General features: G+C 70.5%; 17 protein-coding genes. 9 read left to right on the top strand and 8 right to left on the bottom strand.

The genetic code is table 11. The features are described from left to right. Positions 1–346: 346 nt before the first annotated feature. Complete coding sequence (locus ACWDRW_RS18570) at positions 347–997, bottom strand: DNA-3-methyladenine glycosylase (protein ID WP_451724429.1); 651 nt, start codon at positions 995–997, stop codon at positions 347–349. Between the two features lie 138 nt (positions 998–1,135). Here ACWDRW_RS18570 and ACWDRW_RS18575 point away from each other — a divergent pair, with 138 nt between their 5' ends. The 3 genes from ACWDRW_RS18575 (at position 1,136) to ACWDRW_RS18585 (ending at position 3,151) form a co-directional block, all read left to right on the top strand. Then, the gene (locus ACWDRW_RS18575; RefSeq protein WP_451724431.1) at positions 1,136–1,918 is read left to right on the top strand and encodes a sporulation protein; all 783 of its coding nucleotides are present in this window, start codon (positions 1,136–1,138) and stop codon (positions 1,916–1,918) included. Between the two features lie 40 nt (positions 1,919–1,958). Further along, positions 1,959–2,498, top strand: coding sequence for a YbhB/YbcL family Raf kinase inhibitor-like protein (locus tag ACWDRW_RS18580; protein WP_451724433.1), 540 nt, complete (start codon positions 1,959–1,961; stop codon positions 2,496–2,498). Between the two features lie 146 nt (positions 2,499–2,644). Next, positions 2,645–3,151: an HNH endonuclease gene (locus tag ACWDRW_RS18585; RefSeq protein ID WP_451724434.1), complete on the top strand. Its 507-nt coding sequence runs from the start codon at positions 2,645–2,647 to the stop codon at positions 3,149–3,151. Between the two features lie 53 nt (positions 3,152–3,204). On the opposite strand, the gene ACWDRW_RS18590 is transcribed toward ACWDRW_RS18585, so the two are convergent. The 3 genes from ACWDRW_RS18590 to ACWDRW_RS18600 all read right to left on the bottom strand — a co-directional run bounded on the left by ACWDRW_RS18590 (position 3,205) and on the right by ACWDRW_RS18600 (position 5,591). After that, positions 3,205–4,155, bottom strand: coding sequence for an SPFH domain-containing protein (locus ACWDRW_RS18590; protein WP_451724435.1), 951 nt, complete (start codon positions 4,153–4,155; stop codon positions 3,205–3,207). 158 nt (positions 4,156–4,313) lie between these two features. After that, positions 4,314–4,745, bottom strand: coding sequence for an NfeD family protein (locus ACWDRW_RS18595; protein ID WP_451724437.1), 432 nt, complete (start codon positions 4,743–4,745; stop codon positions 4,314–4,316). 54 nt (positions 4,746–4,799) lie between these two features. Then, the gene (locus ACWDRW_RS18600; protein WP_451724438.1) at positions 4,800–5,591 is read right to left on the bottom strand and encodes an ABC transporter ATP-binding protein; all 792 of its coding nucleotides are present in this window, start codon (positions 5,589–5,591) and stop codon (positions 4,800–4,802) included. Positions 5,592–5,742: 151 nt separating this feature from the next. Here ACWDRW_RS18600 and ACWDRW_RS18605 point away from each other — a divergent pair, with 151 nt between their 5' ends. Further along, positions 5,743–6,531: a hypothetical protein gene (locus tag ACWDRW_RS18605; RefSeq protein WP_451724439.1), complete on the top strand. Its 789-nt coding sequence runs from the start codon at positions 5,743–5,745 to the stop codon at positions 6,529–6,531. Positions 6,532–6,716: 185 nt separating this feature from the next. Here the strand turns inward: ACWDRW_RS18605 and chpE are convergent, their stop codons facing one another. The 3 genes from chpE to ACWDRW_RS18620 form a co-directional block, all read right to left on the bottom strand. Then, positions 6,717–6,959: a chaplin ChpE gene (gene chpE, locus ACWDRW_RS18610; protein ID WP_451724441.1), complete on the bottom strand. Its 243-nt coding sequence runs from the start codon at positions 6,957–6,959 to the stop codon at positions 6,717–6,719. Between the two features lie 158 nt (positions 6,960–7,117). Then, complete coding sequence (locus ACWDRW_RS18615; protein ID WP_451724443.1) at positions 7,118–7,759, bottom strand: response regulator; 642 nt, start codon at positions 7,757–7,759, stop codon at positions 7,118–7,120. Next, on the bottom strand, positions 7,752–8,897 hold the full coding sequence (locus ACWDRW_RS18620; protein WP_451724444.1) for a GAF domain-containing sensor histidine kinase: 1,146 nt from the start codon (positions 8,895–8,897) through the stop codon (positions 7,752–7,754). The genes ACWDRW_RS18615 and ACWDRW_RS18620 overlap by 8 nt, the downstream gene beginning before the upstream one ends. Positions 8,898–9,115: 218 nt before the next feature. Between ACWDRW_RS18620 and ACWDRW_RS18625 the strand changes: the two genes are divergently transcribed. From ACWDRW_RS18625 to ACWDRW_RS18635, 3 genes are all read left to right on the top strand, one after another. After that, positions 9,116–9,814, top strand: coding sequence for an SDR family NAD(P)-dependent oxidoreductase (locus tag ACWDRW_RS18625; protein WP_451724445.1), 699 nt, complete (start codon positions 9,116–9,118; stop codon positions 9,812–9,814). Next, positions 9,811–10,899 (top strand): S-adenosylmethionine:tRNA ribosyltransferase-isomerase, encoded by a 1,089-nt coding sequence (locus ACWDRW_RS18630; protein WP_451724447.1) that lies wholly within the window; start codon positions 9,811–9,813, stop codon positions 10,897–10,899. Before ACWDRW_RS18625 ends, ACWDRW_RS18630 begins: the two co-directional genes overlap by 4 nt. Before the next feature lie 297 nt (positions 10,900–11,196). After that, positions 11,197–11,943 (top strand): transglycosylase SLT domain-containing protein, encoded by a 747-nt coding sequence (locus tag ACWDRW_RS18635; RefSeq protein ID WP_451724448.1) that lies wholly within the window; start codon positions 11,197–11,199, stop codon positions 11,941–11,943. Positions 11,944–12,023: 80 nt separating this feature from the next. Here the strand turns inward: ACWDRW_RS18635 and ACWDRW_RS18640 are convergent, their stop codons facing one another. Then, positions 12,024–14,519 carry an FHA domain-containing protein gene (locus ACWDRW_RS18640; protein WP_451724663.1) on the bottom strand — a complete coding sequence of 832 codons (2,496 nt, stop codon included), beginning with the start codon at positions 14,517–14,519 and terminating at the stop codon, positions 12,024–12,026. Between the two features lie 240 nt (positions 14,520–14,759). On the opposite strand from ACWDRW_RS18640, the gene ACWDRW_RS18645 reads away from it, so the two are divergent. After that, complete coding sequence (locus ACWDRW_RS18645) at positions 14,760–16,697, top strand: streptophobe family protein (RefSeq protein ID WP_451724449.1); 1,938 nt, start codon at positions 14,760–14,762, stop codon at positions 16,695–16,697. A 139-nt stretch (positions 16,698–16,836) separates the two neighbouring features. Further along, positions 16,837–18,045, top strand: a complete 1,209-nt coding sequence (gene serB / locus ACWDRW_RS18650) for a phosphoserine phosphatase SerB (RefSeq protein ID WP_451724450.1) — start codon at positions 16,837–16,839, stop codon at positions 18,043–18,045. Positions 18,046–18,096 lie beyond the last annotated feature (51 nt).

The following is an 18,096-nucleotide window of genomic DNA, read 5'->3' on the forward strand; positions in this document are numbered from 1 at the left end:
TGAGTTCTCAAGGAACGGTCGCTTCCTTTGTACTCACCCTCTCGGGCTTTCCTCCGGGCTTCCCTTCGGTCTTGCGTTTCCGACTCTATCAGATCCTTTCGGCTCCGATTCCCGGTCGGCGGGATTTGCCTTTTGGCCTCGCGGCCTTTTGGCATTCACTACGTTAGCCGATTCCCCGGCCGACTCATAATCGAGTCTCGCGGCTTCCGAATTCAGGCATGCGGGCACGCCGGAATCGTCCCCGCTGAGGGAAGACGTAGGTAGTGGTTTTGGCCGCTCCGGCTGCTGGCGATTGCCGTACCCGGTTCAGCGGCTCGGGCTACGTTACGCGCCTCCCAAGGGCGAGTCAACTTCGGCGCCGCCTGGGGACATGGGCCCGATACGGGCTCACCGTGGGGTCGTTGGCGACCCAGTAGCGCCAAGGGTGGACGTCTCCGTTGCCCCCGTCGCCGGACACCCCGGTGCGCGGTCCGGTCCGCACCTGGTCAGAGGGGACCGGGGTGCCGGTCAGCATCCTCAGTTCGGTGGTGCCGGAGGCGCAGGCGTCCGTGCCGTCGAGGGCTCGGTCCACGCCCAGGGCCGTCGCCAGGCGTGCCGGTCCTTTGGCCAGTTCCTTGTCATTTCGGGCCGAGAGTCGACGTTTGCGAGCCAGCTCGGCGCCCTCGACGATCTCGCCGGCGCGCAGCAGGACCGCGCTCGCGGTGCCGTCAGGGCCGCACACCAGGTTCATGCAGTGCCACATGCCGTACGTGAAGTAGACGTACACGTGCCCGGGCGGACCGAACATCACCCCGTTGCGGGCCGTGCGGCCGCGATAGGCGTGGGAGCCGGGGTCGTTCGGACCGTCGTAGGCCTCGACCTCTGTGAGGCGGAGGGCGATCGGACCGTGCGACGTCGTGCGCACCAGGATGCGGCCCAGGAGGTCGGGGGCGACTTCCAGGACGGGCCGGTCGAAGAAGTCCCTGGGGAGCGGCGTACGGTCAGGGGTCGCGATCATGCCGTCCGAGGGTAGTGCAGACGGGTGGCGGTCACGGGGTGGCCAGGCGCCCATCCCCTTGCGAGGGTGAGGGTGCGGAACCGGCCAGGGCCGGATCGCGTTTGTAGGGATCAAGGATGCAGTCGTAGAGGGAGAGTCATGGGGTTCAAGAAGCTGCTCGCGAGTCTGGGGGCCGGTGGGGCTTCGGTCGAGACGGTGCTGACCGAGGTCAACGTCGTTCCGGGCGGTGTCGTCCAGGGTGAGGTGCGGATCCAGGGTGGTTCCGTCAGCCAGCAGATCGAGGCGCTCTCGGTCGGGCTGCAGGCCAAGGTCGAGGTCGAGAGCGGCGAGGAGGAGTACAAGCAGGACATCGAGTTCACCAAGGTGCGGCTCGGCGGTGCCTTCGAGCTCCAGGCCGAGGCCGTGCACGCGGTGCCGTTCGGTCTCGAGATTCCGTGGGAGACCCCGATCACGACGATCGACGGGCAGACGCTGCGCGGGATGCACATCGGTGTGAGCACCGAGCTGGAGATCGCGCGTGCCGTGGACTCCGGTGACCTGGACCCGATCAACGTGCACCCGCTGCCGGCGCAGAAGGCGATCCTGGACGCGTTCATCCAGCTGGGCTTCCGCTTCAAGAGCGCGGACATGGAGCGCGGCCACATCCGCGGTACGCGCCAGAAGCTGCCCTTCTACCAGGAGATCGAGTTCTTCCCGCCGCAGCAGTACCGGGGCATCAACCAGGTCGAGCTGAGCTTCGTCGCGGACCAGAACGCGATGGACGTCGTGCTGGAGATGGACAAGAAGCCGGGTCTGTTCAGCGAGGGCAGCGACACCTTCCGCTCCTTCCAGGTGGGTCTGAACGACTTCCAGGGCACCGATTGGGCGGCGTACCTCAACCAGTGGCTGTCCGAGGTCGGCAGCAAGCGGAACTGGTTCTAGGCTCGGAACCCACTGAACATCCGATCCAGGAGGTACCGAGGTGACCGAGCTCAAGAGGCGGCCGCTCCCCCACGACTTCCACCCGCCCGTGCCGTCGTTCACGGTCACGAGTGAGGACGTCTCGGAGGGCGCGACCCTCAAGGACGCTCAGGTCCACGCGGCCGGGAACACCTCGCCGCAGCTGCGGTGGGAGGGCTTCCCGTCCGAGACCCAGAGCTTCGCCGTGACCTGCTACGACCCCGACGCCCCCACCGGCAGCGGGTTCTGGCACTGGGTCGTGTTCGACATCCCGGCCTCGGTGACCGAGCTGCCCGCGGGTGCCGGCAGCGGCAGGTTCGAGGGACTGCCCGAGGGCGCGGTGCAGGCCCGCAACGACTACGGGTCGAAGGACTTCGGTGGCGCGGCGCCGCCCCCCGGGGACGGTCCGCACCGCTATGTGTTCACGGTGTACGCCGTGGACCAGGAGAAGCTCGGTCCGGACTCCGACGCCTCGCCGGCGGTGGTCGGGTTCAATCTGCGGTTCCACGCGCTGGCGCGCGCCCAGCTCGTCGGTGAGTACGAGGTGCCCGCCGAAGCCTGACGTTCATTGAACGTTTGCCCGCCCCTGGTCATGGAAGTGATCAGGGGCGGGCACTTTTTATTTCGTTGTCCATCTCGGCGTGCCCGGCCAGAGTTGATCCCAGCCCGCCAGGGGGTGGGCTGCTGCGCATAGGAGGTGGGCTGGTCATGCGGGACACGCTGGTACTGAACGCGAGCTTCGAGCCGCTGTCGACGGTGACGTTGAACCGAGCCGTCGTTCTGGTGCTTCAGGACAAGGCCGTTGTGGAGCAGTCCCACCCCGAACTGCGCATGCGCGGAGCCGCGGTCGACATACCGGCGCCCCGGGTGATCCGGTTGTGCAGGTACGTGCGGGTGCCCTTCCGAAGACGAGCCCCGTGGTCGAGGCGGGGTGTGCTGGTCAGGGACCGGCACCGGTGCGCGTACTGCGGCCGGCGGGCGACGACCGTGGACCACGTGGTGCCGCGGTCGCAGGGTGGGCAGGACACCTGGCTGAACACGGTGGCCTCGTGCGCTGAGGACAATCACCGCAAGGCGAACCGGACTCCGGCGGAGGCGGGGATGCCGTTGCTTCGGGAGCCGTTCGAGCCGACTCCCGCGGACGCCATGCTGCTGTCGTTGGGCCACGAGGACTTCGCGGCTCTGCCGGACTGGCTCGGGGTTGATGCCGCGTAGCGTGTGACGAGTTGGGGGCCGCCCTCTTCCTGGGCGGCCCCCTGTGTCGTACGTCAGTCGATGTTCGGCTTTTCGCGGCGTTCCGTGCCTTGGTTGGGGATCGTTCCGCCTGAACCGGAACCGCCGCCCAGGGGGCCGAAGTTGCCCATCGCGCCCGAGAGGCCCTTGAGGGCGTCGCCGATTTCGCTGGGGACGATCCAGAGCTTGTTCGCGTCGCCCTCGGCGATCTTGGGGAGCATCTGGAGGTACTGGTAGCTGAGGAGCTTCTGGTCCGGGTCGCCGGCGTGGATCGCCTCGAAGACGGTACGGACCGCCTGGGCCTCGCCCTCGGCGCGGAGGGCCGCGGCCTTGGCCTCACCCTCGGCGCGCAGGATCTGGGACTGCTTCTCGCCCTCCGCGGTGAGGATGGCGGCCTGGCGCGTACCTTCGGCGGTGAGGATGGCGGCGCGCTTGTCGCGGTCGGCGCGCATCTGCTTCTCCATCGAGTCCTGGATGGAGGTCGGCGGCTCGATCGCCTTGAGTTCGACGCGGTTGACGCGGATGCCCCACTTGCCCGTGGCCTCGTCGAGGACGCCGCGCAGGGCCGCGTTGATCTCCTCGCGGGAGGTCAGGGTGCGCTCCAGGTCCATGCCGCCGATGATGTTGCGCAGGGTGGTGACCGTGAGCTGCTCGATCGCCTGGATGTAGCTGGCCACTTCGTACGTGGCCGCGCGGGCGTCCGTCACCTGGTAGTAGATGACCGTGTCGATGTTCACGACCAGGTTGTCCTGGGTGATCACCGGCTGGGGCGGGAAGGGCACGACCTGTTCGCGCAGGTCGATGCGGTTGCGGATGGTGTCTATGAACGGGACGACGATGTTGAGTCCCGCGTTCAGGGTCCGCGTGTAGCGGCCGAAGCGCTCGACGATGGCGGCGCTGGCCTGTGGGATGACTTGGATCGTCTTGATCAGGGCGATGAAGACCAACACCACCAGAATGATCAAGACGATGATGACCGGTTCCATCGTCGGCTCCCCGTACCCTTCTCCGCCTCAGCGCGCTGTCGCGGATCCTGCGGATCCTAACTGGTGCAGATCTTATGCTTGTTGAAGATCTTGCCGGTCGAGTCTGACAGAAACGTCGGGGGCCCGGTGGGGTGTTCCCCCAGTTACGTCGCCCGAGGTCACATGACGATCGCCGTGGCCCCCTCGATATCCACGACGTCCACTTCCTCGCCGACTTCGTGGGCCCGGCCGCTGTCGAGGGATCGGGCCGACCAGACCTCCCCGGCGAGCTTGATACGGCCGCCCGAGCCGTCCACACGCTCGAGTACGATGGCCTGCTTGCCCTTCAACGCCTCGACCCCGGAGACGAGTTGGGGTCGCTGGGAGCGGTGCCGGGCGGCCAGGGGGCGTACGGCGAGGGTCAACGCGACCGATACGGCCGCGAATACGAGGACCTGGAGGACAACTCCGCCGCCGAGTCCGGCCACACCCGCGGCGGCCACGGCGCCGAGTGCGAGCATGCCGAGTTCGAGCATCGCGGTCATCACGAGCGGGATTCCGAGCGCGGCCGCGCCGATGAGCCACCACACCCATGCGTCGATGTCGTTCACATGGTCATGGTAGGACCGCACAACCTGCCGCCGACAGGGCGCAGATCAGGTGGATCAGGACAGCGGCAGGCCCTGGGCGGTCCAGCGCTCGCCGACCTGCTCGACGACGAGGGGGAGGCCGAAGCACATGGAGAGGTTGCGGGAGGTGAGTTCGAGCTCCAGCGGTCCCGCGGCGAGGACCTTGCCCTGACGGATCATCAGGACGTGGGTGAAGCCGGGGGCGATCTCCTCGACGTGGTGCGTGACCATGAGCATCGAGGGAGCGATGGGGTCGCGGGCGAGTCGGCCGAGGCGGCGGACGAGGTCCTCGCGGCCCCCGAGGTCGAGGCCGGCGGCGGGCTCGTCGAGCAGGAGCAGCTCGGGGTCGGTCATCAGGGCGCGGGCGATGAGGGTGCGCTTGCGCTCGCCCTCGGAGAGGGTGCCGAACTTGCGGTCGAGGTACTCGCTCATGCCGAGGCGGTCGAGGAAGGCGCGGGCGCGCTGCTCGTCGATCTCCTCGTACTCCTCCTGCCAGCCGGCGGTCATGCCGTATGCGGCGGTCAGCACGGTCTGCAGGACGGTCTGGCTCTTGGGGAGCTTGTCGGCCATGGCGATGCCGGCCATGCCGATGCGCGGGCGCAGTTCGAAGACGTCGACCTTGCCCAGGGTCTCGCCGAGGATCGTGGCGGTGCCCTTGCTGGGGTAGAGGTAGCTGGACGCGACATTGAGGAGGGTGGTCTTGCCGGCGCCGTTGGGGCCGAGGATCACCCAGCGCTCGCCCTCCTTGACCGACCAGGAGACCTGGTCCACCAGAGCCCGGCCCTCACGGACCACGGATACGTCCTGAAGCTCCAGAACATCGCTCATGAGCGCGTTGTCTCCCCTTGCAGTGTGACCGGTCTCGGCGTCTCGGTGGTCGCGTGCGCGTTGTGGGCGCACTCATGGGCGCACCCCTCAACGAAATCTACGCCACCGGTGCGGCGCTTCATTCCATCGGTCCGGTCCTTAGGGTGGAGGCATGCTTTCGGAACCGCGTTCAGGACGCCTTGCCGCTTGGGGAAATGCCCTTTTGGCCGGACTTGTGTCTCCGGATGACTGTGTACTCGCGGTCGTCGGGGACGACGCCGTGCACCGGGTGGAGGGGCTGCCGGGCGAGTCGGGGCCGGTCGGACTGACGCTGGCCCTCGGGCGGCTGCGGGCGCTCGGGGTGTCGGGGATGCGGGTCGCGTTGCCGGCGCCGGGGCATCCGCTGGGGCTCAGCGGACCGCCGGAGTTCAACGCGCGGGCCCTGGAGGCCGAGGAGGCCGTCGTCTGTCATGGGGCGGCGTTCGGGTTGGTGCCCGAGGTGTACGCGGCCGGGCCCGACGGTGATGAGCATGTCGAGGTCGTCTGGCATGTGCTGCCGGTGCGGGAGGCGCCGCCCGCGGACGTGCCCTCGCTAGGGGAGGCGGAGCGGGAGCTGGCGGAGGCCCTGCGGGAGGCGACGGAGGTGTTGTCCCGGCTGGACGTGGCCGGATCGGGGCCGGTGGCCGAGGCGGCCATCGACGCGTACCGGGCCCGGGCCGAGCGGGGCCGGGAGGTGTTGGCGCCGGGGTATCCGCCGCGGGCGGTGCGGGTGCTGGAGCTGGCGCAGCGGGTCGGGATGCTGGTGGCGCTGGCGTCCGGCAACGGGCACGGGGCCGCGGTGACGTCCGGGGAGATGGCGGCGCGGGCCGCCGCGCTGCGGCCGGTGGAGCGGACGGCTCGGCGGGCGCAGGTGGCCGCGTACAACGCGTATGTGGAAGAGCGGGAGCGGGGGGTGCGGTGAGCGCCGGTCCGATGTGAACGCAGTCGGCGTGAACGTGTCTGGGGGGCTTCGCCCCCAGACCCTCCTGTCGGCCCTGGTCGGGCCTCGTCCTCAAACGCCGGACAGGCTGAAGACGCGCCGACGTCATGCCTGTCCCGGCCTCCCGCGTGGGGGTGGAAGGCCGGGTCGGGGCTTGGGGCCCTGGGTCAGTGGTTGAGGCCCAGGTTGCCGAAGGCCGGGTTCAGGACGCCGATGACGTTCACGCTGTTGCCGACGGCGTTGACCGGGATGTGGATCGGGGCCTGGACGAGGTTGCCCGAGATGACACCCGGCGACCCGACGGCCTGGCCATCGGCGTGTGCGTCGGTGGCGGAGGCCATTCCGGCACCCGCGGCGACCAGACCGCCGGCCACCATCGTCACGGCCGCTGCCTTCTTCAGGATCTTCACTTTCTGAGCCCTCCCTGGTGTCCGCCGCGGCACTCGCCGCAGCACGCACTGGAGAACGCCCGAGATCCCCGGAGGATGCGCCATCCGGGGGACATTCCCACTACGGTATGAATCTCAGTCCGGAGTGGGACGCTCCGTATTGCCTCAGGCCAAGGCTATTAGCCCGTCACCCCGTGCCGTACCGCCCAGAGCGCCGCCTGGGTGCGGTCCGCCAGGTCGAGCTTCATCAGGATGTTCGAGACGTGGGTCTTCACCGTCTTCTCGGAGAGGACCAGCGCTCTGGCGATCTCCCGGTTCGAGCGGCCGTCCGCTATCAGGCCCAGCACCTCGCGCTCCCGCTCGGTCAGCGAACCCGCCCTGCCCTGGCCGGGCCCCGTGTCCTCCTGGGACAGCAGCGCGCCGGCGACCTCGGGCTGGAGCAGGATGTGCCCGGCGTGGACGGAACGGATGGCGCCGGCCAGCGCGTCCGGGTCGACGTCCTTGTAGACGTAACCGGCGGCGCCCGCGCGCAGGGCCGGGACCACCGTGCGCTGTTCGGTGAAGCTGGTGACGATCAGCACCCGCGCGGGGTTGCCCAGCTCGCGGAGTTTGCGCAGGGCGTCGACGCCGTCCATGCCCGGCATCTTGACGTCCATGAGGACGACGTCGGGCCGCAGTTCCTCCGCGCGGGCGACTCCCTCGGCTCCGTCGGCCGCCTCGCCCACCACCTCGATGTCGTCCTGCACTTCGAGGAACGTGCGCAGGCCCCGGCGGACGACCTGGTGGTCGTCGACGAGCAGCACCTTGATTGCGTCAGCCACCGGGCACCTCCATCTCGATCATGGTGCCCTTGCCGGGCGCCGATTCCACGGTCAGTGTGCCGCCGACGCCGCTCGCCCGGTCCCGCATGGAGACAAGGCCGAGATGGCGGCCGGCCCGGCGCACGGTCTTCGGGTCGAAACCGCTGCCGTCGTCCGTGACCCGCAGCACCGCCCCACCGCCGCGGCGGTGGAGGGTCACCTCGACGCCTTCCGCGCCCGAGTGGCGCAGGGCGTTGTGCAGGGCCTCCTGGGCGACGCGCAGGAGTGCCTCCTCCTGGGCGGCGGGCAGGGCCCGCACCCCGGATCCGTCGAAGCTCACGCGCGCGCTGTGGGCGCGGTCGAGGACCTGGACGTGGGTGCGCAGGGTGGCGACCAGGCCGTCCTCGTCCAGGGCCGCGGGGCGCAGCTCCACGACGGCGGCGCGCAGTTCGTCGGCCGCCTCCGCGGCGAGCGCCGCGACCTGCTGGAGCTCACCCTTGGCGCGGGACGGGTCGCGATCGACGAGTGCCGCCGCGGCCTGGGCGGTCAGGCGGAGCGAGAACAGCTTCTGGCTGACGGCGTCGTGCAGTTCGTGCGCGAGCCGGGAGCGCTCCTCGGCGATGGTCAGTTCGCGGCTGCGCTCGTAGAGGCGGGCGTTGGTCAGGGCGATCGCGGCGTGCTGGGCGAGGATGGAGAGAAGTTCCTCGTCCTCGGCCGTGAAGCCGCAGCTGCCCTCCGGCTTGGGGCAGTTCTTGTTCGCGAGGAACAGGGCGCCGATGACCTCGTCGCCGTCGCGGATCGGCAGGCCCAGAAAGTCGGACATGTCGGGGTGAGCCGACGGCCAGCCCTCGAAGCGGGGGTCCTTGCGGACGTCGGCCAGGCGCTCGGCCTTGGCCTGCTGGAGCATCGCGGCGAGGATGCCGTGCTGGCGGGGCAGCGGGCCGATCGCCTTCCACTGCTCGTCGCTGACGCCGTCGACCACGAACTGGGCGAAGCCGCCGTGGTCGTCCGGGACGCCGAGGGCGGCGTACTGCGCGTCGAGCAGCTCGCGGGCCGAGGCGACGATCGTCTTGAGGACGTCGCGCACCTCCAGATGCCTGCTCATGGCCAGCAGCGCGGAGCTCACCGCCGCGAGGCCGGACCCTGGACCTTGATTCATGCCCTCACGGTACCGGCGGGGTGTGACAGCGCGGATCGGACCAGTGACCGCCCCAGCCTAGGCCCGTGGGCCTAGGGCTGAGGTCCCCGGGCGCAGGCCCCCCGCCAAAGGGACCCGGTGTTCTGCGGCCCGCGTCCGAGGCGCCGGGGGCGGGCCCGTTCCTAGGTTGAGGGCACATCACCGCGGCACATCACATCGGGTGAGTGAGGGGACGTGTCATGCCGGTAGCGATCATCACGGGGGCCTCGAAGGGGCTGGGACGGGCGTTGGCCGAGGCACTGGCCACGCGCGGCTGGGATCTGGTGCTCGACGCCAGGACCGAGGAGGTACTGAAGGAGACCGCGGCGGCCGTCTCGGCGCACGGCACGCGCGTGGAGGCGCTGCCGGGCGACGTCACGGACGCCGGGCACCGGTCGGCGCTGGTGGCCACCGCCTGGCGGCTGGGCGGGGTCGATCTGCTCGTGCACAACGCGAGCGCGCTGGGCGCCGAGCCGCTCGTACGTCTGGAGGAGTTGCCGCTGGAGGGGCTGCGGCGGGCGCTGGAGGTGAACACCGTGGCCGCGCTGGGCCTGGTCCAGGAGGCGCTGCCGCTGCTGCGGGCGGCCCCGGCCGGGGCCGTCGTCACCGTGAGCTCGGACGCGGCCGCGGAGGCGTACGAGACCTGGGGCGGCTACGGCGCCTCGAAGGCGGCCCTGGACCAGCTGGCGGCCGTGCTGGGTGCGGAGGAGGCCGGGCTGCGGGTCTGGGCGGTGGACCCCGGGGACATGGCCACGGACCTGTACGCGGCGGCCGTACCGGAGGACGACGCGCCGCGTCCGGAGCCGGTGAGTGTGGTGCCGGGGTTCCTGCGGTTGCTGGACGAGCGGCCGGCCAGCGGGCGGTACGCGGCTCCTGCGCTGGCGGAGGGACGGCGATGACGCTGGCGGTCCGGGTGCCCGAGGAACTGTCGGCGCGGGTCCCGGCCGAGCAGCGCGGGCCGGGGCTCGGGCGGGACTCGGTACGGCTGCTCGTGTCGCGGGGGACGCGGGTGACGCACCACGCGTTCCGGGAGCTGGCCGGGCTGCTGCGGGCCGGGGACCTGCTGGTGGTGAACACCTCCCCGACGCTGGCCGCCGCCGTGGACGGGGAGCTCGGGCACGCGCGCGTGGTGGTCCACTTCTCCACGCGCGGGGACGACGGGCGGTGGGCGGTCGAACTACGGGATCCGGACGGCAGGGGCACCACGCGCCCGCGTGCGTGCGGGCCCGCGGGGACGGAGGTACGGCTGCCGGGGGGCCTGCGGCTGGTACTGGAGGAGCCGCTCAGCGCGGACGGCGAGCGCCTGTGGTGGGCCCGGGTGGACGAGGTGGGCGGCCTCCCCGGCATGCTGCGGGAGCACGGGCGGCCCATTCGCTACTCCTATACGGCACGCGATCAGCCGCTGTCCGCGTATCAGACGGTGTTCGCGCTGCCCTCGGTCGACGACGACGGCAGCGCGGAGATGCCGAGTGCCGCGCGGCCCTTCACGGCGGGGACGGTGGCGGAGCTGGTGCGCCGAGGGGTGCAGTTCGCGCCGGTCACGCTGCACACCGGGGTGGCCTCGGCGGAGGCGCACGAGCCGCCGTATCCGGAGCGGTTCGCGGTGCCGGAGGCGTCGGCGCGGCTGATCAACGCGGTCAGGGCCGGGGACGGGCGGGTCATCGCGGTGGGGACGACCGCGGTACGGGCCGTGGAGTCGGCGGCCGACGCGGACGGCGTCGTCCGCGCGCGTGCGGGGTGGACGGATCTCGTGGTGACCCCCGCGCGTGGGGTGCGGGTCGTGGACGGGCTGCTGACCGGGCTGCACGAGCCTGAGGCCTCGCATCTTCTGATGTTGGAGGCGGTGGCGGGACGGGCCGCGATAGAGCGCGGGTACGACGAGGCGCTGCGCGGGCGCTACCTCTGGCACGAGTTCGGGGACGTGCATCTCCTCCTGCCGGCGGAGGCTCCTCACCCAGAGCATTGCTCCAGCAACTGCCGGTGAGACCGGCACCCGGCCCATGTGAGGCCGCGCATAGGACCCACATCACGTACGAGGGTGCATAGGAGATAAAGGGTCCCTGTGTGAGCGGGAAGGACGTTCCTGTCTGTCCTGATTTGCCCTTCCCTGATCCACTATCGGGGATCGTACGTCACACCTTTGCCTGGCCATTTTGCGGCCGCTAAGAATGGCTGCCGTCGCTCAGCGCCGCGGGTTCCCCCGCGGCGTTTGTGCCGGAAGCACCAGTGTCCCCACCGGACAGCGAGCGACCTCCGCGCTATTCGAAGAGGTCCCCCCGCAATGCCCAAGAACACTTTCGCCGGTCATCGTCGTGCGCTGACCAAGCACCACAAGATCGCTGTCGCCGGTGTCGCCACGCTCGGCGCCGCCGCCCTCGCCTTCTCCGCCGTTCCGGGCAACGCGCAGACCACGACGAACGCCGAGCCCGCCGCCGCCCAGGTGGCCTTCAAGTCCGAGCAGATCAAGGACGTCAAGGCCAGCGTCACGGACCAGCTCGCGAGCGCCAGCCTCAAGGCCGAGGCCATCGCCGCCAAGCAGAAGGCCGCCGCCGACGCCGCCGCGAAGAAGAAGGCGGAGGCCGCGAAGAAGGCCGCCGCCGAGGCCGCGGCCAAGAAGAAGGCCGAGCAGGAGCGCAAGGCCAAGGAGGCCGCGAGCCGCTCCGCCAAGCGTGTCCAGGCCAAGCCGGTCGCCGTCAAGAAGACCTACGCCAACAACCTCGACGGCTGGATCCGTGAGGCCCTGGACATCATGAAGAAGCACAACATCCCGGGCACCTACCACGGCCTGCACAAGAACATCATCCGCGAGTCCTCGGGCAACCCGAACGCCATCAACAACTGGGACATCAACGCCCAGAACGGCGTTCCCTCGATCGGTCTGCTCCAGGTCATCAAGCCGACGTTCGACGCGTACCACGTCCCGGGCACCGCCTGGAGCCAGTACGACCCGGTCGCCAACCTGACCGCCGCCGCCAACTACGCGGCCGACCGGTACGGCTCGATCGACAACGTCAACAGCGCGTACTGAGGTCGGCGCGGACCTCGTACGAACGCCGAAGGGCGGCACCTCCTGACGGGTGCCGCCCTTCGGCGTTCGCATGGGACCTGCTACTTGCGCATGACCTCGGGCTCGTGGCGGCGCAGGAAGCGCGCCACGAAGAAGCCGCAGATCACGCCGAGGACGATCAGGGCGGCCATGTCCATGCCCCAGGCGCCGATGGTGTGCTCCCACAGCGGGTCGTCGCTGTCGCCCTTGGCGGGCGGGCTGATGTTGTTGAAGTCGAGCGTGGCGCCCGCGGCGGCGACCGCCCAGCGCGACGGCATCAGGTACGAGAGCTCGTTCACGCCGACCGAGTTGGCCAGCGGGAACAGACAGCCGGTGAAGACGACCTGGACGATCGCGAACATGACCAGCAGCGGCATGGTCTTCTCGGCGGTCTTCACCAGGGCCGAGATGATCAGGCCGAACATCATCGCGGTGAAGCCCAGCGCCATGATCGGGATGCACAGCTCCAGCAGGATCTGGCTGCCGAGGACCAGGCCCTCGTCCGGGATCGTGCGGCTGGAGAAGCCGATGACGCCGACCATCAGGCCCTGGAGCACGGTGATCAGGCCGAGCACGAACACCTTGGACATCAGGTACGCGGACCGGGACAGGCCGGTCGCGCGCTCCCGCTCGTAGATGACCCGTTCCTTGATCAGCTCACGGACGGAGTTCGCGGCGCCGGCGAAGCAGGCGCCCACCGCGAGGATCAGCAGGACCGTCAGGGCCGTGCCGTTGGCGACGGGCTTGCCGGTGCTCGGGTTGATCTCCGTGTTGACCAGCAGGTCCTTGCCGGAGTCGATGAGCAGGCTCACCGAGCCGAGGACGAGCGGCAGGATGATCGACAGGGCCAGGAAGCCCTTGTCCGAGGCGATGACCGAGACATAGCGGCGCACCAGCGTCCCGAACTGGGACGCCCAGCCCTGCGGCTTGGGCGGCTTCATCGCCTGCATCGGCGGCATCTGTACGGACTGCGGCGCGATGGCGTCGATGTCCGCGGCGTACATCTGGTAGTGCTGCGAGCCCTTCCAGCGGCCCGCCCAGTCGTAGTCGCGGTAGTTCTCGAAGGCGGAGAAGACATCGGCCCAGGTGTCGTAGCCGAAGAAGTTCAGCGCCTCCTCCGGCGGACCGAAGTACGCCACCGCGCCACCCGGCGCCATCACCAGGAGCTTGTCGCAGATCGCCAGCTCGGCCACCGAGTGGGTGACGACGAGGACCGTACGGCCGTCGTCGGCGAGGCCGCGCAGCAGCTGCATGACGTCGCGGTCCATGCCCGGGTCGAGGCCCGAGGTGGGCTCGTCGAGGAAGATCAGCGACGGCTTGGTGAGCAGCTCCAGGGCCACCGACACGCGCTTGCGCTGGCCACCGGAGAGGGAGGTGACCTTCTTCTCCTTGTGGATGTCCAGCTTCAGCTCGCGCAGCACCTCGTCTATGCGGGCCTCGCGCTCCTGCGCCGTGGTGTCGGCGGGGAAGCGGAGCTTGGCCGCGTACTTGAGGGCCTTCTTGACGGTCAGTTCCTTGTGCAGGATGTCGTCCTGCGGGACCAGACCGATGCGCTGGCGCAGCTCGGCGAACTGCTTGTACAGGTTCCGGTTGTCGTAGAGGACATCGCCCTGGTTGGCGGGGCGGTAGCCGGTGAGCGCCTTGAGCAGCGTCGACTTGCCGGAGCCGGACGGTCCGATGACCGCGATCAGGGACTTCTCGGGGACGCCGAAGGAGACGTCCTTCAGGATCTGCTTGCCGCCGTCGACCGTGACGGTCAGATGGCGGGCCGAGAAGGAGACCTCACCGGTGTCGACGAACTCCTCGAGACGGTCACCGACGATGCGGAACGTGGAGTGACCGACGCCGACGATGTCGGCGGGGCCGAGCAGTTGGGAGCCGCCCTTGGGAATCGGCTGACCGTTGACGTAGGTGCCGTTGTGCGAGCCGAGGTCGCGGATCTCCATGCGGCCGTCGGGCGTCGAGTGGAACTCGGCGTGGTGCCGGGAGACCTGGAGGTCGGAGACGACCAGCTCGTTCTCCAGGGCACGGCCGATGCGCATCACGCGGCCGATGGAGAACTGGTGGAACGTGGTGGGGCTGCGGTCGCCGTAGACCGGCGGCGCCCCCGCGCCGACGCCGGGGCCCTGCTGCTGGGGGATGTTGGGCGCGGCCTGCTGCGACTGCTGCCAGCCGGCCTGCGGCGCCTGCTGCTGCGGGGCCTGCTGAGCCCAGCCCGGGTTCGCGCCCTGGGCCGCGTACGGCTGCTGCTTGGCGACGGAGGCCGCGGAGCCGGACAGGCTCAGCCGCGGTCCGTCGGTCGCGTTGCCCAGGTGGACGGCCGAGCCGGGGCCGATCTCCAGCCGGTGGATCCGCTGCCCGGCCACGAACGTGCCGTTGGTGGAGCCGTGGTCCTCAATGGCCCAACTGTGGCCGCTCCAGGTGATCGTGGCGTGCCGCCAGGAGACCCTGGCGTCGTCCAGCACGATGTCACCCTGCGGATCACGGCCGAGGGTGTATGTCCTGGACGGGTCGAGCGTCCAGGTTTGTCCGTTCAATTCCAGTACGAGTTCCGGCACTCCATGCCCCACTGAGTAGTCCCCCGAGTAACGCCCCATCACAGGGAGTCTAGGGATGTCGAACATCGTCGGGAACTATTTCAGGCTTGCCCCCTTGACCGAAAGTCGGGCCTTGTGAAGACCACGCGCACACGCATCGACTGGTTCCGTTGACGGGGTTGAAACCGGGCCGGAGAGTGGTAATCCACGCGAGGGGGACATGCGCGGCGAGTGCGCCGCCTGCGGATCGGGGGGTCTGCCATGAGCGCGTCCAGGAACGTCGAGAGCGCCAAGGTGCCATGGGTGGACGTCCTGCTGTCCGCGGTCGCCGCCGTGAGCTGGGCGTTGATCGGGATGGTGGCCACGGCCGCCCTGGGGTTGCATCTGCTGGAGGCGGACTCGGCGGGTTCGCTGGGTCCGATGACCGCTGCCGCCGTGGCGCTCGGGGCGGGTGGTTCGGTCACGCCGTCGGGCGATGTGTCCGCGTTCGGTCTGACCGGGGCGGAGGCGACGACCGCCATCGACATCACGCCATTGGGCGTGAGCCTGGTCGGCGCCCTGCTGCTGTCGTGGTTCTTTCTACGGTCCTTGCGCGCGGCGGGCGTTGTGATCGCACCGGCCGAACTGCTCGCGCGCGCGGGCACGGTGGTCGCGCTGTTCGTGGCGATGCTCGGCGGTCTGGCCTGGGCGGGACACGACGTCATCACGTTCGACGGCGGCGCCCTCGGGCTCGACGACCTGCCCGGCGGTGCGGGCGGGGGCGGCGTCGAGATTCCGGGACTCGGCGACGTCGGGGACATCGGCGGGCTGCTGCCCGACCAGATCGGCGACCTGATCGACGCCGAGGCGGCGGTCGGCTTCACGGTCGACACGGCCCCGACGCTGCTCGGCGGGGCGTGCTGGTCGGCCGGGATCCTGCTGATCGCGCTGCTGGCCTCGCGGCGCACCCCCCTGCCGGCCGGCTGGACGGCCCTGCACCGGGTGGTGCGGCCGGCCGTGTCCGCGCTCGTCGGGGTGCTGCTGATGGCGGTCCTCGCCGGGTTCGCGGCGGCGGCGTACGCGCTGATCGGCGACGCCAACCCGAAGCGGATCGCGGGCGCCGCGCTGCTGGGGGCGCCCAACGGGGTGTGGCTGGGCATCCCGATCGGCCTGTTCGTGCCGTGGGACGGCGAGGCGAGCGGGCCGCTGGCGCGGTTCCTGCCCGATCCGCTGGACGATCTGCTGGTCGACTCCGACCGGGCGGTGACGCTGGCGCGGCTCGCGGAGCTGGACGAACGGGTGTGGCTGCTGGGGGTCGCGGCCGTGATGGCGATGTTGCTGGCCGGGGTGCTCACGGCCGTGCGGACCCCGGTGGAGACGGGCACCCTCGGTTTCGCCGGCCGGTGCGCGCTGCGGCTGGGCATCGTCACCGCGCTGGCGCTGCCGCTGCTGGCATGGCTGACGGAGGTGTCCGTGGACGCGTCCCTGGCGGTGCTCGGCATCGACGCCTTCGACGCCGGGATCGAACTGCACGGGCAGCTAGGAATGGCACTGGTGCTCGGGGCGCTGTGGGGGGCGGCGGCCGGGGGCGCGGGGGCGCTGCTCGCCAGGGCCACGGGGGCCGCGGGGCAGCGGGCGGCGCCGCTGGCACTGGGTGACGGGGCTACGGCGGGGCAGGCGGCCGGGGTTCCTGGGCAAGCCGTCGGATCGGGACAGGCGGCCGGGGTTCCCGGGCAAGCTGTCGGATCGGAGCAGGCCACGGGGTCCGGGCAGGCCGCGGGATCCGGGCCGTACGTGCCGGGTACGCCGTATCGACCGCCGAATCCGGACACCAATCCGTATCTGCGGGTGCCCGAGGGCCTGCGGAAACCGGGCGAGCCCGAGGACGCGCGGCCGGGGCGGCCGGAGGAGACGCGGCCGGGCAGGCCCGACGACACGCGGCTGAGGCGGCCGGAGGACGGGTCTTCGCGGAGGCCGGAGGACGGGTCTGCGCGGGGGCCGGAGTCCCCGCCTCCCGGTGACGCGGGCCGCGGCGGCGATGACGTGTACGGCGCTCCCACCGTGGTGCGGCCGATGGGCCCGCCGCCCAGGTCGTCGCGGTGGTCCCCGCGTGGGCGGGCCGACGGCGGACGACCGCCTTCCCAGGGGCAGGGCGACGGACCGCCCCCTCCCCCACCGCCCCCTCCAGCGCCGCCTCGCGGCCCCAAGGGACGCGGCTGACGGGCGCGCCGCACAGGAAAGGGCCGAGACTTGATCGCCCCGTAAGGCGTGGGCCACCGGGCCGACACCCAGTGTTCCCTGTCCGCTAGGCGGACCACTGGGGCGGAAGGCACTGCGTGCCGGATACGGTGGAAGCACCATGAGCGCTTCGCAGACCTCCGACGTCCCCACCCTTCTCGTCAAGATCTTCGGGAAGGACAGGCCGGGCATCACGGCCGGCCTCTTCGACACCCTCGCCGCCTACTCTGTCGACGTGGTCGACATCGAGCAGGTCGTCACCCGTGGCCGGATCGTGCTGTGCGCGCTCGTGACCGAGCCGCCGCGCGGTCTGGAGGGGGATCTGCGGGCCACCGTCCACAGTTGGGCGGAGTCCATGAAGATGCAGGCCGAGATCATCTCCGGCCTGGGCGACAACCGGCCGCGCGGGCTCGGCCGTTCCCTGGTCACGGTGCTCGGGCATCCGCTCACCGCGGAGGCGACGAGCGCCATCGCCGCGAAGATCACTCATGCGGGCGGCAACATCGACCGCATCTTCCGGCTGGCCAAGTACCCCGTGACGGCGGTCGAGTTCGCGGTCTCCGGCGTGGAGACCGAGCCCTTGCGCACGGCGCTGGTGACCGACGCGGCGAAGCTCGGGGTCGATGTCGCGGTCGTCGCGGCCGGACTCCACCGACGGGCCCAGCGGCTGGTCGTCATGGACGTGGACTCCACGCTGATCCAGGACGAGGTGATCGAGCTCTTCGCCGCGCACGCGGGCTGCGAGGACAAGGTCGCCGAGGTGACGGCGGCGGCGATGCGCGGGGAGCTGGACTTCGAGCAGTCGCTGCACGCGCGCGTGGCGCTCCTGGAGGGCCTGGACGCCTCGGTCGTGGACAAGGTGCGCAGCGAGGTGCGGCTGACGCCGGGCGCGCGCACGCTGATCCGTACGCTGAAGCGGCTCGGCTACCAAGTCGGTGTCGTCTCCGGCGGGTTCACCCAGGTCACCGATGATCTGAAGGAGCGGCTCGGTCTGGACTTCGCCCAGGCCAACACGCTGGAGATCGTGGACGGGAAGCTAACCGGCAAGGTCACCGGCGAGATCGTGGACCGCGCGGGCAAGGCGCGGCTGCTGCGCCGCTTCGCCGCCGAGGCGGGCGTGCCGCTGGCACAGACGGTGGCGATCGGCGACGGCGCCAACGACCTGGACATGCTGAACGCGGCCGGGCTGGGGGTCGCCTTCAACGCCAAGCCGGTGGTCCGGGAGGCCGCGCACACCGCGGTGAACGTGCCCTTCCTCGACACGGTCCTGTATCTGCTGGGCGTCACCCGCGAAGAGGTCGAGGCCGCCGACACCCACGACGAGGAGTGAACGCCCGCATCACGCGGCTGATCCCTCGCGTCACGCGGGACTGAGATCCGG

It is taken from the genome of Streptomyces sp. NPDC003635 (assembly GCF_053587635.1).